Genomic DNA, 16,258 nt, shown 5'->3' on the forward strand with positions numbered 1-16,258 from the left:
TCATACCGTATCTAGTTACAAAAATACCAAAATTGTGTGTTAAGTCCGTGTTAAATATGAATTATCGAATTTTATCATATATTCAAATAACAGTAAATCAAGCATTAATCCTGGATTTTCACATTCCTTAAAACGAAGTTAAAGCTGTACTCAGCCAAAAATATTGAGGCCGTTTCAAACATTAAATAGGACTCAATTGTCAATAAAAGTTAAAGACCATTGCGTCATACTCAAATCCCCAGAACGCTTGTTTCGTTTATTGGATTATTTTTGTAGCTGAAACCAAGGATATGCAGATTCTGGAACCCATTCAAGCTTTACTCAATTCCGTAAAAGGAAAATATGCTGATTTTAAACAGGAATTGATTAAAGATTTTTGGATTTGTCAGGTCAGCAGGGAATGTTCGATTGCAGGCAGAAAAGAAGTGCTAACCGGTAAGGCAAAATTTGGAATTCTTGGAGATGGCAAAGAAGTCCCGCAAGTTGCGATGGCTAGGGCATTTCAAAAAGGGGATTTTCGATCAGGCTATTACCGGGACCAAACTTTTATGATGGCTATCGGGCAATGTACCATTAAAGATTTTTTTGCCCAACTGTATGCAGACCCTTACAATGATCCCTTTAGCAAAGGTCTTCAAATGAATGCCCATTTTTCATCTGAATTAATTGATTCGCAGGGTAATTGGTTAAACCATACCGAACGATTTAATATTTCATCTGACATTTCAAGTACTGGTGGCCAAATGGCGCGTGCATTTGGACTGGCGTTTGCATCCAAATATTACAGACAACATCCAGAACTTTCTCATAATTCCAATTTTTCCAAATCAGGAAATGAAGTTTCTTTTTGTACCATTGGCGATGCATCCACTTCTGAAGGCGTGTTTTGGGAAACGCTTAATGCAGCAGGTGTTTTACAAGTTCCTTTAGCTGTTTCAGTATGGGATGACGGGTACGGTATATCGGTACCCATTGAATTACAAACAACGAAAGGAAGTATCTCCAAAGCAGTTGCTGGTTTTGAATCAGAAGGGCCGGCTCAAGGAATAAAAATTTTTACAGCAAAAGCATGGGATTACGCTGAGCTGGTAAGCACTTATAAAAATGGGATTGAATATGTTCGTACCCATCATATGCCTGCCTTATTTCATATTCAAGAAGTGACCCAACCTCAAGGGCATTCAACTTCAGGTTCACATGAGCGTTATAAATCGAAATCCCGAATGGAATGGGAAGTAGAAAATGATTGCATTAAAATCATGGCCGATTGGTTATTGTCTAAAAACATTTTGGATGCAGCCAAATTGGAAGAAATTAAAGAGTTGGCTAAACAACATGTAAAAGAAGAAAGACAAAAGGCCTGGCAAAATTATTTGCAACCCATTTTAACATTAAAAAATGAGCTTCTTGAAATTTGTAATGAAAATCAATTATTACATGCTTCCAACGAATTAAATTCACTCAAGGAGCCTGGATGGAATGAATTGGTAGAAATTGCAAGAAATACACAACTGACTGCTATAAATCAAAGTCAAAAAATTAAATTGAAAGAATGGATCGATAAGCAATTTAAAGAAGCAGATGTTGTATTTCATAAAAACCTGTATTCTCAAACAACTGATTCAGCAATCCAGGTTACAGAAGTTGAAGCAGTTTACTCATCAGAATCAAAAGAAGTGAATGGATATCAAATCCTCAATCAATTTTTTGATACGTGTTTAGCATCAGATAACCGCATTCTTGCTTTCGGTGAAGACGTTGGACAGATTGGCGATGTGAACCAAGGTTTTATGGGTTTACAGGAAAAACATGGTATTAGCAGGGTTTTTGATACAGGTATCCGAGAATGGACCATTGTCGGTCAAGCCATAGGCAGTGCCATGCGGGGCTTAAAACCCATAGCAGAAATTCAATATCTGGATTACATCGTGTACGCACTTTCCCCTTTAATGGATGACCTGGCAACCCTCAGATACCGATCCGGCGGATTACAAAAAGCACCTGTCATTATAAGGACCAGAGGCCATCGGTTGGAAGGGATTTGGCACTCCGGTTCACCAATTGGAATGTTGTTGCATTCACTTCGCGGTATATATATTTGTGTGCCAAGAAATATGACACAAGCAGCAGGAATGTATAACACGCTTTTAAAAAGTGGCGATCCAGGGTTAGTCATTGAATGTTTGAATGGATACCGCTTAAAAGAAAAGCTTCCTGATAATTTAGATGAATTTACACTTCCTTTAGGTAAAGTTGAAATACTGACTACAGGTAAAGATATTACGCTGGTTACCTATGGATCCTGTATTCGAGTTGCACAAAAAGCTGTTGAAAGACTATTAGAATTTGGTATTGAAATTGAATTAATCGATATCCAAACTTTACTGCCATTTGATCGCAGTGCAACCATATCAGAATCACTTAAGAAAACCAATAAATTACTTATAGTCGATGAAGATGTGCCAGGTGGTGCCAGTGCTTACATGTTACAACAAATATTAGAACAACAAAACGGTTTTAAGTTTTTGGACAGTCCGCCTCAAACAATAACCGGAAGAGATCATCGATCACCCTATGGAAGTGCCGGAGATTATTTTTCCAAACCAGGTGTTGAAGATATTATTGAAACTGTTTTAAAAATGATGCATGAATACGATCCATCAAATTATCCAGAATAAATTCCAATTACTCAATTGATAATTAGACTGCGTGCAGGAACCAAATCATACAAATCGTTTATTGGTAATAATTCCAACGTATAATGAAATCGAAAACATTGAATCGATTTTACAAACCATTATGCAATTAGAGATTCCCGTGGAAGTGTTGGTCGTGGATGATGGTTCACCGGATGGAACTGCTGCTGCAGTTATAAAATTTCAAAATCAATTTCCAAACAGGATTCACATTCTAGAACGAACAACAAAATCGGGTTTAGGAAGAGCCTACATTGCAGGATTTAAATGGGCATTGGAGCGCGATTATGAATTCATTGCAGAAATGGATGCCGATTTTTCGCACCCGCCAGATAAATTAATCGAACTGTATAAAGCATGCACCTCAAAAACGGCTGACCTAAGTATCGGTTCGCGTTATGTTAAAGGAGGCGGAGTGATTAATTGGCCTAAATCCAGACTTTACCTTTCCAAAGGAGCTTCTATCTATGTACGCATGATAACCGGTATGAACATAAAAGATCCAACCGCAGGTTATGTTTGTTATTCTCGACATGTATTAAATTCAATAAACCTGGATAATATTCGTTTCATTGGATATGCATTTCAAATTGAAATGAAATACGCTGCACATAGACTTGGTTTTAAAATGAAAGAAATTCCAATTCAGTTTCCAGACCGAATTCGAGGAAAATCAAAAATGAATATTTATATTATTAAAGAAGCATTGTCCGGAGTTTTGACCATGCGATTTTTAAGATCTGCAGCAGATTACAAAAAATAAGCTCACTTTCTACCAAAATCTGCAGGATTCTCCCCCCATTGTTCGGTATTCCACTTTAATATGGGATTGTTGTATTTGTTTTCATTTAACCATTTAACCGCTCTTTGAATTAAATCGTATAATATCTGATTTCTATTCGAAAAGACCAATTTGGTATTTGGATGTTTAAGTTTTACCCAGTTGATTGCAATTTTAGAATCTGAGTAAATAGCTGTTTGATCCTTTTGAGCTTTCTTTAATAAAGCCAATGCATGCACGATCGCCAAAAATTCACCCACATTGTTGGTCCCTTCTGCAAGTGGGCCTACATGAAATAATTTTTCGCCACTAAATGGATTGACACCTTGATATTCTAAATCACCGGGATTCCCACTGCAAGCAGCATCCACTACAACACTCCCTGGCTTTATTTCATTTTGCCAGTTGCCCTGACTTACTTTGGATTTCCGAAGTTGGGGTCGTTCTTCATATGCTCCTAAATAAGCCTCCTCTGCTTGTGATTTACTTGAAAAAGCTTTGTATTTTGCATTTGGAAAATTTTTAACCTGAGCAAGACAATCAGCCCATGAATCATAGATTCCCGGTTGATTCCCATGCCATACAACATAATATTTTTTAGATTTTACCATTTAATGCTGATGGAATTTATAGATACACATGCACATTTATATTTGAAGGAATTTACAGAAGATCGAACACAGATCATTCAACGGGCTTTAGAATCAAAAGTAACCAAAATTGTATTACCTAATATTGATTTTATCAGTTATCAGGATCAACTAAATCTTGCTAAAGAATTTCCTGGAATTTGCTATCCTACCATTGGATTGCATCCTTGTGATGTAAAAGAAAATTACATGACAATTCTTGATTCCATGGAACTGGAATTTAGCAATACGCAATTTATTGCCATTGGAGAAACTGGAACCGATGCCTATTGGGATTTGAGTTTTTGGGAGAATCAAACCAAATCTTTTAGCAGACAACTTGAGTGGGCCAAAACATTACAACTTCCTATAATAATTCATTCAAGAGAAAGTATTCCTCAAAACATCGAATTGGTATCAAAACATCAGGATGGTAGTTTAAGGGGAGTGTTTCATTGTTTTACAGGTGACCTAACTCAAGCAAAACAAATTATTAATTTTGGTTTTCTTTTAGGCATTGGAGGAGTTGTAACCTATAAAAATTCTGACTTAAAAAATATTATTGCTGAAATTGGATTAGAACATCTTGTTTTAGAAACCGATTCCCCTTTCTTAACTCCCGTACCTTTTAGAGGAAAACGAAATGAATCTTCTTACATACCAATCATAGCAGAAAAAATTTCTGAAATACTTGATCTTTCTCTGGAAACTATTGCAATTAAAACAACTGAAAACGCAGAAGGCCTTTTCCATTTTGAGAACTATGCAACTACCTACGAAAATCTCTAATTAAAATATCCCAACGTTATGTTGCTAAATAAATGTAATAACAATTTAGGATTTTGAAATTCATATTAATGCATATTGTTGATAAATTATAGATCTAGAATTTTAATATTCAAATATAGATTATAACAATAATATCTTCAAAACGAACATTATTAAATTCAAGAATAATTAAGATCTAAACAAATTGATTTTCAATCTTCTTGAAGATTTCCAAGTTGCTGTAAATAAGATAAATTACTATTTTCTTGAAGGTAATCTTCAAACTGAGAAAACTCAATTTTTGGGCTGCGACTACTTCAGAACTTTCGCTTAACTATAAATCAGATTACAAATATTAAATGTAATCATTCTTAAAGCCCTTTTTTTTGCGGAAGGTCAGGGATTCGAACCCTGGGTACCCTTTTGGAGTACACACACTTTCCAGGCGTGCCAATTAAACCGCTCTTGCAACCTTCCAGAACCGCAAAATTATAACTAATTTCTATAACGGCATCCTATTCTTTGCAACCAATTTGAGTGTACCCTTTTAATTGGATCGTTTAACAAATCGTTTGTATCCGATCTGATCCCGGGCTTTAACATTTAAAATATATACACCAGCTTGCAAAGACTCCAAATCAAGTGATTTTTGTTGACTCTTCAATAAGGTCTTTCCATATAAGTCCAATATTTGGGTTTCTATTACGGTTTCCTGACAAATTACCCGAATTTTATTTACAACCGGATTTGGACTCACTTCAAATTCTAAAGGATGAACTTGCTTGCTAGCCACCAATGAAGCATCAACAAATGCAAAATAACCCGGAGTTACTCCAGCTTCAAAAAGGTATTTCTCATCAAATTGCTCATCATATACATGTACTTTTCCAGATGTTTTAAAATCTGTTTCACCTGCACATAATAATTTTGTTATTGGATCATAATTCATTCCATAAAAACTACGACCGAGGTCTTTATAAAAACCTGATTGCTTAAATGCAATATTAAACTTACCGACATCTGTTTTATTAATTTCCTGATATAAAATTGACTCACCAGTTAAAACAGACGTCCCGCATAATGAATTCACATTACTTAAATTATAAGTCTCTACTCCGGAATTTTCCAAATCAATCAAGCTAACTGAACTTCCATTGAAACTTTTGTTATTTAGGCTCAATAACAAATTATCCTTTAACATTAGATTTTCAGGATTCTTCCCTTCCAAACCTAAATCAACAATGGACTCAACTTTCAATAAATTCAAATTCACTTTAATAATTTTGCCAACTTCATTTCCAAAATCAAATCCGTTGTTTACCGCAATGTATGCATTGTCATCCTTTATAACTATGGACTCCGTTGTGTAGGGCAAATCAGTTGCAGGTATTTCAAATAATAATTTGAATGAGTTCTTATTATATATTTGAACATATGCATCCAATTTATTAAGATACTCGCCTCTGGTTACTATCAACAGGTCCTTATGGATTGCAAGTTTTCTAACCCCTTCCAAATCCATTGAAGCCAGTAACTGACGATTCAATAAGTCAAATTTCAAAATCCGTTGATCTGCTGCTACCCAGTAATTCGATTGATCTAAAATAATATCTGAGGCAAAGCGAGCATTTTCAATAATATTTAATTGTTGGTAACTGTTTGAATTCAAATCAAATACTCCAACGGTTACTGGAACCAATATTTTTCCGGAAGTATAATCATAAGAGCCCTCATTTAATACTAATATTTCTTTTAATTGGCTAGTAGCTAATAAATTATAAATTAAATTTATACCTAATATTAATAATAATTTACATTTCATAAGTGTACAATTTCCACAAAGATAAACCGCTGAATTCTAAAATACGAATCCAATCAGGCTTTCACGGGATATGAGGTTGAAACCAATCCATTACGGATTTTGTCTAATTTCTTTTGAAGTATTTTTCGCCGAATCGGACTGATTTTATCGATAAACAAAATACCTTCAATGTGGTCATACTCGTGTTGAATAATCCGAGCATTCATATCATCATACACTTCTGTATGTTCCTGGAAGTGTTCATCAAAATACCTGATTTTTAAATTAGAAGGTCTGTTAACTTCAGCATTCAATTTAGGAATACTTAAACAACCTTCCTCAAATCCCCAGATTTTCCCAGTTTCTTCGAGAATCTGTGCATTTATAAAAACTTTCTTGATTCCTTTTAGGGCATCTTCCTTTTCATAATATGCTGTAGAATCTACCACAAACAATCGAATCGCTAAACCGATTTGTGGAGCAGCCAATCCAACACCTTTTGCAAAATACATGGTTTCCCACATATCTGCTATTAGTTTTTGAAGCCCTTCATAATCACTTCGAATGTCCTGTCCTTTGAGTTTTAGAACAGGTTTTCCGTATAAATAAATTGGAAGTACCATTTTCTATTAAATATGTCCTAAATATTTTTGCAAAATTAAAACTGCACTCAGTTTGTCTATTGTTGATTTGTCTCTTCGCTGTGATTTTCGCATTCCAGACTTAAACATAATTTCCATTGCCTGGATTGAAGTTTTTCGTTCATCAAATAATATTACCTGCATTGTTGGAAAACTATCTTCCAAAGTTTTCTTAAATTTAATAACAAGCTCACCCATTTGATTCACTTGATTTGAATTTGTTGCCGGATACCCCAAAACGAGTTTTTCTACTTCATTGTTTTTAAAATAGTTCTGCAGATAATCCAACAAACTTACAGTGGGTACCGTATCCAATCCATTGACAATGATGCACAGCGGATCGGTAACAGATAATCCCGTTCGCTTAAGTCCATAATCAATGCCAACAATTCTGCCCATAGCTATAAAGCAAAATTAAGCTTAAATTGTTTAATAAAAAAAAAGACCCCCTTCGCAACGTTTGCGAAGAGGGGTCCCATCCCAAAAACAGTAAACTCTTTAGAACAAAACGAATTTAGCCTTACTTGATAACAATCATTCTCTTGGTTGCCGTAAAACCGGCTGCATCAATTTGATAGAATAACACACCGGTTACTCCTAATTGCGCATTTGCGATTTCTATACTATTGTATCCTTTTACTGCTTTTAGATCCGATTTAAATAAGACCTTACTATTAAGATCATAAATCGTAAGTGTTGCAGGAGCTGCTTGAGACAACTCGAAGCCAATAGTTGTGAAATCTGAGAATGGATTGGGTTGATTTTGATACAGAATAAGTCCGGAATTACTTTCGATAACTCCTTTGGAATTTCTAAAACCTAAACTGATATCCATATCTTCCGCCTCAGTTGAAAATGCGAGTGCAGAAGTTATTATTGAATTTAATTGTAGTACGTTTGAAACCTGACCTTGTGAAAGAGCGCTGAATTTGAGCGTGAAGATTGCTTCACTTTCATTGAATTCGATATTCTTATTTGAGTTCCAGCTAAAGCTGATATATCCATCATTTGATCTGGAGAGACCTAAATTATCCAGATTAATGTTAGACAAACCTGCTTCAACTCCTTCGAATTCTAATCTGCTTGGATCGTATTTCAGTGTAAACTGATATCCAACCAAATTGGCTTTCTTCTCAATAAATACCGGAATATCAACTGCCTGAGATTTAGCAAATTCACGATCATCTGCAATAAATAAAATCTCATTAGATCCGGTACGAGAAGAAATTCCAGCGTTTAGACCTGCGGATGCATTTCCTGAAACATCTCCAATTTTAACTCCTTTAAAGTCAATTCCATTTACATCTTTATTGAATGGACTGATTGTATAGGTTCTTGGGTAAGTTTCACCTAATACATTCTCATCCGAGTTAATAAAGTTATATTTAGCATCTATAAAAGCCCAGCTTTCATTGTTTGCAAATCGATCCGTTACACCCAGGATTAATCTTCTAAGATCTGTAATATCCTTAGTTGTAATTTTCTTATCGTTATTAACGTCTGCTGCAATGATTTTGTACGGACTTGTTAATGTTTCTATTCCAAGAATGTGTCTTTGAATCTTTACAATATCAGAAGTTGTAACTCCATTCAAAGGATCATTATTCTTACCAGGTGCAACGCTGTAGTTACCATTAGTAAACGGCATGTTGGCAAAAGCAAATTTACCATCAGCTATTGTACGAATGTTTGACATAATTTGCTTAGAAGGTGTCGCATTATCAACCAACAATACTTCAACATCATTCATTGAATTATTATCAGTATTGTTAGAAATCAAACCATTAATAGTTCCTCCGGTAAATGTTCTGCCACAAGCTTTATTATTGTCTTGAATTTCAATAAATGTGCGACAGAATGCCTGATTTCCTGTAAGTCTATCTGTAACCCAAAGTTCAACCGTTTGTTGACCTAAATGTCTGCAATCAAAAACCCGTGAACGAATATTGGTATCACTTGAAAAACTGAGTACAATCGGATTTTTACAAGCACCGTAACTTCCTAAATCGACATCACTTGCCCAAACTTCAATCATACCCCAATCGATCTTACCGTCTCTATTGGTATCAACCGGCATTAAATCGATGGATACTCCATTAATACAATATGGTGTTGGTGCTTTACAATTTATTATTGTAAATAATTTTTCAACTGCAGTTTTATTTCCACAACGATCTTCAAATACATATTTGATTTTGTGTTTACCTAATGGATAGCGTCCACTGGCATCAATTTCATCTCCTACACCACTGCGCACAACATCAAATGTGCCATTGTTATAATAGTCGATTAAATATTCCCATGCAAGTTCGTTTCCTGGTGTACATAAATCGGAACCAAATCCAAGCAAGCTGATATAGCCATTGGTACATGAATCCAAAGTACATACGGTCGTATCTGTGGTCGGAATTACATTAACTAATGGATCATCTAAATTATGTATTTTGATAATTTGTTCGTGGACTGCAAATGGATAGTGGAATCCAGTTTGATCATAGTATCCTTGACACCAATCCAGCGCTTTCCATTTACGGATAATTTTATAACAAGCGTCAGCACCTTGTACAATTCTGAATACATGATCTTCAGAACTTAAACCAACCAAATCACATTTGTCTTCGTTGTGCAAAATAGGCTTACTATTAAGTACTTCTGGAGTTAATGCAGCCAAATCCAAGCACATATATAATGTAGTATCTGCTGGCCACCAAATGTCTTTAAAATCATATGGTGAGTAATTGAAGAATGTAATCACCTGACGACAGGTATCTGATCCGTTTTTATCTTTAACTACCCATGTACGTACGATTGTTCCTACGTTGCATTGGGTTCTGTTGTCTACAGCTGAATGTTCGATTGTAAAATCACAATTATCGTGCGCAAAACCATCGTGGAAGTTGATCGTTTTACTTAAACCATTATATTCTTTAAATGTGATTGAACGCTTATTATTAAAATAAGCTGAGTCTGTTTGGATCAATCCAAAAATTGACAGATCCTTGATATCGAAATGGAAATCACATGCTACTGTCAAATCGATTGGAGCATAACAGGTAGGTTTAATTTTATCCTGTACTTCAACCTGGACCATACAATCATTGTAATTACCATGTTTATCTTTTGCACGGAATACAACCGTGATTGATTTACCAACATCTTCACAACAGAACTCTACATAAGGTCTAAACCACCAAACATTCTGTCCACAAGGTGCCCCATTATCCATTCTCCTAACAAGGAAGGAATCGATATGGCAATCATCATATGAACCATCATCAAATGTTTTAGCATAAACATGCGTTGTTCCGTAAATAGATAAAGACACAACTGTTTCTTTATCACATACTGCAACAGGAGCCGTTTTATCTAAAACATGAACGGTCATTACATCAGAACTTGAATTGTAGCACTGATCATAGACGCGGTATTCAATCACATTATCACCAACAGGAAGTACAACTACTCCACCATTTTTATTGGAGAGAATTCCTCCTGGATACACAACGTCTACACGTACCGGTCCACCGCAACTATCAAATACAACAGCCGGAGGGATGACTACTGTAGATTGACATTTATATCCACCATCAGTAGTAGCATCAAAATCATACGGTGCATGCACATAAGGTGCTTCCCGATCGACAATTTCAAGAATCTGAATACAAATCCGAACGCGTTCGGTATTGCACCACCATTCTCGAATGGTCCACATACGCATGTATTTATGCACACAACCTATTATTCCTAGATCGATGTCTTCATACGTAACAGCAATATTGCAATAGATATCACGCACCGGCCACAGATCAATAGTCTGAGTAGTCACCGGATTTTTTGTTACGGTATCTGTGTATGTTGGAACTCCTGTATAGCTCGGGTCGGGATGGCCATTCTTATCGAGTGGGATTCTGTTATAATAAATATCTTTACAAGAAATCGGACAATTGTTAGCAAGCGTCCAGTTTTTTGGACAATTTACTTTTGCAGTATCAAACCTTCTTAAATAGGTTGTATCAGCACATACTGCTGATTTGTTGCCGCTTTTATCATAAGCAACATACTTCCTGATTACTTCCTTAATAACATTTTCATTACAAGTAATTGGAGTGATAATTTCATCCACTAAGACGATTTTATCAAATGCACAATTATCATAAGCATACGGTATGTAAGCTGATGCGACAAAACAAGGAATGGTATCCAAGGTGCATTCAACTACTGGCGGTAGCTTATCTTCAATTTTGGCGTAACCCCAACAACGATTACCGGATATATTATCCGTTACTTCAACTTTCAATGTTTCACCAATGTATAAACCAGTAACAACAGGCGAACCTGGAATTAACTTGTCATACTTTAATACACGAACACTGAATTGACCATTTCTACAACTTGTAAATGTATCATTCAGCATCATTGCCGGTGTAATTGTTGCCTGACAATTTTGATCCAGTGAAACCTGAATTAAACCATTACAAGCAAGTGAACATTGGGCGTTTAGCGAACTGGTATGAAGCGTCGAAACCAGCCACAAAAGGCAGATAGAAAATATTTGAAAACTTTTTAATCTGCGGAAGTCAAACGTAATATTCGTTTTCTCCATGAGATCCTCTATTTAATTGTTAAAAAATAAGTAATACGTAGTTAGTCCCCATGCAATGCGCACAGGTGAAAAAATCCTTCAGAGAACCTGTATGAAAAGTTTATTAAAATAGAATAAACCTAAATACAGAATAGAAGGTCTAGAATCATTGTTGGGTTGAGAAAAAAATACGCGCTAAAACGTATGCTTTAAAGAGAGGATCTTTATTATTTCTGGGGTTGGAAAGACAATTTCCACAACAAAGGTAGAAATTATATTCAAACTTACAACTATTTGTTAATTATTTTTTTTCAAGCAATTACAAATAGCTATTTGTTGTAATACAATGGCAAAGGTATTTGATAGATATAGATTTTATATACCCAAATATGGTGATATTTAATATTATTAATATATATTATGTATATATTATTATTAATCAATATTTTATGATTAATAATATTTACTTATGCGTTTCCTGGCAGTGGGGTATGCGTTTTTGGAATGGGAACCCCATTTTTCTGATTTATATCCTAGTTTTGATGCTCCTTGGCTATTCTACATAGATAATCTTTCCGTTGTAGCTGTTTTGATTATCTCTTATGGAATAAATATATGTCCCAATTTGAGGTAATTCTTTAGATTCTAATATAAATCCATTCGAGCCTTTTTGAATTGCCAGCTTTCTTTCAAGTACTAACTTTCCGGTCAGATCATATAAGCTAAATGTTCCGGTCTGCGCTGCTTTTGAATTAAAGCCTATCCAAATTCTATCCTTAAATGGATTTGGATCAATTTGCCAATCTGTCAAAGGCTCATTGCTATCGAATACATCTCCATAATTCAAATTGACTTTTAATGGCACATCTGAACTGGGATAAATTTCATTTCTTTCCTGAATATTTAATTGTATACTATTTGAAACAGTATTCTTTTTTTGTGCCTTAAATACCAGACGGATTAGTTTATTCGCTTTGGTTGCTGGCTTTGAATCGGAGTGAATCACAACAAAGCGTAGATTCTTACCATCATACACATACTCATCCTGATGCAATGCCCTCCCGGTTTCTGCACTTAAAAATTCATCAATTCTATAAAGCTCTAAGGAGCTTGCATCTAAATTTAAAGCAATTTGTATGCCTTCAACTTCCATTTCTTTCTTTAATCGAATATCCAGTTGGATTAACTCCCCTTCCTGATACGTTTTGTTGTCAATAATTAAATCAGTATTTCGCAATCTGGATTCGAGTAATTGATAGGAATTAATACCACTGACATCTCCAACTTTAATAGCTTTAAAATTCACAACGGTATCCTGCCATCTTCCCTTCAATGAGATATTCTCGTCAATCAATTCTTCAAGTGGGTATTCAGGATCCTTAAATGTATAATTATCGCGAATAAATCTCCAGGATTTATTACCAGGTACCGCATTGACTTTACCTAATATAATTTTACGCAACCAACTTATATCAGCTGTCGTAATTCTGCTATTGTGATCTACATCTGCTGCGATCCATTCCAAGGGCGAAGTAAATTCTTCAATGCCCAATATATGCCTTTGAATTTTTACTATGTCAAGGGTGCTTAAATCTTCCGGCCAATTTCTGTCTGATTGTGGCTTAATGATATACTCTTGATTGGTGATAATATTATAAAATAAATAATTTCCTAAATCATCAGTTGCTACTTGCTTGTTACAACCTTCCAAGAATACTTCAACCTCTTTCATGGCTCCTTTGGTATGCGACTTGATGAGCCCACTTACGGATCCTATTCTGACTGTAGTTGTACAATAGAAGTTTGGATCCCGGACATGCACCTTTGCCGTACAACTTCCAACATTTCCTGACGAGTCTTTTACAAATACAGCAAAATCAAACGTATCCGGAATGGTTTGAAGATCTGCACAAGTAATGTATTTAATGGTATCATTAGGATTTGAGGCATTAAAGGAAATTTTTAACTGACTCGGAGCAGTACAATTGTCTACATAACTATTAAGCAAACCTCTGGCTGTCAATTGGATGGTATCATTGGAATTCATATCTAAAAACAATACCTTGCAACTTATGCGTGGGTTCTCAAGATCCAATACAATGATTGTAGTGGTATCTTTAATACTTCCACATGAATCTTTAGCTGTAAAAATGACATGCGTAGTTCCAACAGGATAAATTCCGCTGGCATTGGCGCCTCCGTTATTGAATGAATTAGTAATCGTTGCAAAACGAGTACATCCACTTAAACTTGCTGCTACAAGATTTACATATTTATAACAAGAATCCGGTCCGTTTGCAACGGTCGTATCTCTTGCCACACTTAACCTGGATCTTTTTAAACTAACAGAAATAATCCGCTGCGTATCCTTGACCGTTTCTTGCGTACACGCTGAATAAGCAGACCAAACCCGGTCTGTAATTTCACAACTGTCTGCAGTAAACTGAAGTTGAAGGTCAGTATAACTAAAATAAACGCTATTGCAGGTATCCAGTGGATCTATTGGATTACCAAGTGCATTTGGGTTATGACTTACACATTCTGGAACTATTGTATCTCTTGGCCAAATAATATCAGAAGAACTAAACCGGTAATTATTTAATATACTAATAATCTGAGTACAACTGCTATCGGAACTACCATCTGGATAGGTCAAATAAAATTTACGATAGACTTCTCCGTTCTTACAACTATCTATTGCAAGACTATCCCTAAAAGTGCTTGTTATAGAATCCAAACAAGAAGTAACTACATAATAGGCACCTGTTTCACCCAAATCAGTATAATCTACTGAACAAGATATCGTGATATCATTTGGACAACTCGGGGGTGCGACCGGATTTTTATCCTGGACATAAATTTGAATCATACAGAAATTCATATTTCCACTACAATCTGTTGCTTTCAAAACCAACATAATCGTATCCCGAATGTCTTCACAACAAAAATGGACTTCATCACTATACAAGGTATCTTGTGGGTAACCGCATGAAGCAGTCATTCTTCTAATTAATACGGTATCAATACAACAATTGTCTGTAACCAAGCCTCTTGAAGCAACATGTTCTGCAGACAATATTACCTGCCCTCGAGGGTCTAATGACACAACCAATGCAGGTGGGCACACCAATGATGGTGTAATCCGGTCTTTTACCCAGATATATGAAGTACATGTATCCGAATTGCCACATGGATCAATTGCTATATAATTTAAACTGTGCTTACCAGAATCAAGTAAAATGCTTTGACCGGGTCTCAATAAAATACTGCTATCTAATCGAACAACAAGTATCAACAAATTGGAAGGACTGCATGCATCACTGGCATTAAAAACAGGAATGGTGTAATTTACTTTACAACTTGCATACCCTGAAAATAAGATCGTATCTTTTGGGCATATCACATCAGGTCTGGTGGTATCTGATACAAGTATTTCCTGAGTTTGCGAACGAATGGCTTGCGTACACCAATCCATCACTGACCAAAGTCTTCTGATTTTCATCATTCCACCACAAACTATTATTGAATCATCTACATGTGTTACCAATAAATTACATAAATGACTAACGGTATCACCAAACATTAATGGTACACCGGTTGCACTTAAATCAGGATTAGGACAATACACCGTATCATTAACCGGAAAACTTACACTGTCTACGGATGCTTTCTTAAAATAAATATCCTGTATACATACATTTGTATTTCCATAATTATCAATTGCCGTCCATTTTAAATGAACTACTGCCGAATAACGTGTATTTGAACAATCAAATAAACTCAGTGTAAGATCGTAGTATCGATCAACATCCTGATCGCAGTTATCTGTAATTTGTACGAATGGTGAATAATCAAATGTAAATGGGTCATTTGCACATGAAATGGTATCAGCAATACATGTAATTACCGGTTTTAATTTATCCTCAACCTGTATTTGCGTCCAACACATCATCCCATTGGTTGTGTCAATGACCGTTGCTGATAGCTTTTTACCTATGTCATTGCATGTAACAAGATTACTATTCGTTTGATTAATTATAACTTTAAATCCATTATAGGATGGATAATAACCCACTAGCAACATTTGAGGGGTCAATAAAGCTTTGCCAAGTGAGTCCAAAGATATTTGCAAATTCCCTATGCAAGTTATGGCTTGGGCATCGACAGATTGCACTGATAATGGTTTTTCTAATCTGTCTGTTGAAGGCCAATCTTCTGGAATGGCCTTCAAGTCTAAACAGAGTAATAAACCGGAATAAATGAATAGTGTCTTAATACGTTGTACACTTTTCAAAAATTTTGGGATGGGATTTATTAAAAATGTAGTTTTCATAATTTGCAATTTATCAATTGACGAAAA

General features: G+C 35.4%; 9 protein-coding genes and 1 tRNA gene. 3 read left to right on the forward strand and 7 right to left on the reverse strand.

Annotated features, from left to right (window positions below):
* Nucleotides 1-290: 290 nt before the first annotated feature.
* Together IPJ80_02165 and IPJ80_02170 are read left to right on the forward strand one after the other, a co-directional pair.
* On the forward strand, nt 291-2,678 hold the full coding sequence (locus IPJ80_02165; GenBank protein ID MBK7912285.1) for a transketolase: 2,388 nt from the start codon (nt 291-293) through the stop codon (nt 2,676-2,678).
* Between the two features lie 31 nt (nt 2,679-2,709).
* A complete protein-coding gene (locus IPJ80_02170; protein ID MBK7912286.1) occupies nt 2,710-3,459 on the forward strand; it encodes a polyprenol monophosphomannose synthase in 750 nt (249 codons plus the stop codon).
* A gap of 2 nt (nt 3,460-3,461) precedes the next feature.
* Here IPJ80_02170 and IPJ80_02175 read toward each other — a convergent pair whose 3' ends face one another.
* Nucleotides 3,462-4,088 carry a ribonuclease H family protein gene (locus tag IPJ80_02175; protein MBK7912287.1) on the reverse strand — a complete coding sequence of 209 codons (627 nt, stop codon included), beginning with the start codon at nt 4,086-4,088 and terminating at the stop codon, nt 3,462-3,464.
* Between the two features lie 9 nt (nt 4,089-4,097).
* On the opposite strand from IPJ80_02175, the gene IPJ80_02180 reads away from it, so the two are divergent.
* Nucleotides 4,098-4,895 (forward strand): TatD family hydrolase, encoded by a 798-nt coding sequence (locus tag IPJ80_02180; GenBank protein ID MBK7912288.1) that lies wholly within the window; start codon nt 4,098-4,100, stop codon nt 4,893-4,895.
* Nucleotides 4,896-5,263: 368 nt separating this feature from the next.
* On the opposite strand, the gene IPJ80_02185 is transcribed toward IPJ80_02180, so the two are convergent.
* From IPJ80_02185 to IPJ80_02210, 6 genes are all read right to left on the reverse strand, one after another.
* Nucleotides 5,264-5,351 (reverse strand) — tRNA-Ser (locus IPJ80_02185).
* 70 nt (nt 5,352-5,421) lie between these two features.
* Nucleotides 5,422-6,696, reverse strand: a complete 1,275-nt coding sequence (locus IPJ80_02190; protein ID MBK7912289.1) for a T9SS type A sorting domain-containing protein — start codon at nt 6,694-6,696, stop codon at nt 5,422-5,424.
* 53 nt (nt 6,697-6,749) lie between these two features.
* Complete coding sequence (gene def, locus IPJ80_02195) at nt 6,750-7,298, reverse strand: peptide deformylase (protein MBK7912290.1); 549 nt, start codon at nt 7,296-7,298, stop codon at nt 6,750-6,752.
* A gap of 6 nt (nt 7,299-7,304) precedes the next feature.
* Nucleotides 7,305-7,715, reverse strand: a complete 411-nt coding sequence (ruvX, locus tag IPJ80_02200) for a Holliday junction resolvase RuvX (protein ID MBK7912291.1) — start codon at nt 7,713-7,715, stop codon at nt 7,305-7,307.
* 121 nt (nt 7,716-7,836) lie between these two features.
* Nucleotides 7,837-11,919, reverse strand: a complete 4,083-nt coding sequence (locus IPJ80_02205) for a T9SS type A sorting domain-containing protein (GenBank protein ID MBK7912292.1) — start codon at nt 11,917-11,919, stop codon at nt 7,837-7,839.
* Between the two features lie 532 nt (nt 11,920-12,451).
* Nucleotides 12,452-16,231 carry a T9SS type A sorting domain-containing protein gene (locus tag IPJ80_02210; GenBank protein MBK7912293.1) on the reverse strand — a complete coding sequence of 1,260 codons (3,780 nt, stop codon included), beginning with the start codon at nt 16,229-16,231 and terminating at the stop codon, nt 12,452-12,454.
* Nucleotides 16,232-16,258 lie beyond the last annotated feature (27 nt).

It is taken from the genome of Saprospiraceae bacterium (genome assembly GCA_016714025.1).
GTDB lineage: Bacteria > Bacteroidota > Bacteroidia > Chitinophagales > Saprospiraceae > Vicinibacter.

Bases quoted from the DNA above. Each gene is read 5' to 3' on its own strand.
- IPJ80_02190 (MBK7912289.1), bottom strand. From the start codon at position 6,696: ATGAAATGTAAATTATTATTAATATTAGGTATAAATTTAATTTATAAT.
- IPJ80_02165 (MBK7912285.1), top strand. From the start codon at position 291: ATGCAGATTCTGGAACCCATTCAAGCTTTACTCAATTCCGTAAAAGGA.
- IPJ80_02210 (MBK7912293.1), bottom strand. From the start codon at position 16,231: ATGAAAACTACATTTTTAATAAATCCCATCCCAAAATTTTTGAAAAGT.
- def (MBK7912290.1), bottom strand. From the start codon at position 7,298: ATGGTACTTCCAATTTATTTATACGGAAAACCTGTTCTAAAACTCAAA.
- IPJ80_02205 (MBK7912292.1), bottom strand. From the start codon at position 11,919: ATGGAGAAAACGAATATTACGTTTGACTTCCGCAGATTAAAAAGTTTT.
- ruvX (MBK7912291.1), bottom strand. From the start codon at position 7,715: ATGGGCAGAATTGTTGGCATTGATTATGGACTTAAGCGAACGGGATTA.
- IPJ80_02175 (MBK7912287.1), bottom strand. From the start codon at position 4,088: ATGGTAAAATCTAAAAAATATTATGTTGTATGGCATGGGAATCAACCG.
- IPJ80_02180 (MBK7912288.1), top strand. From the start codon at position 4,098: ATGGAATTTATAGATACACATGCACATTTATATTTGAAGGAATTTACA.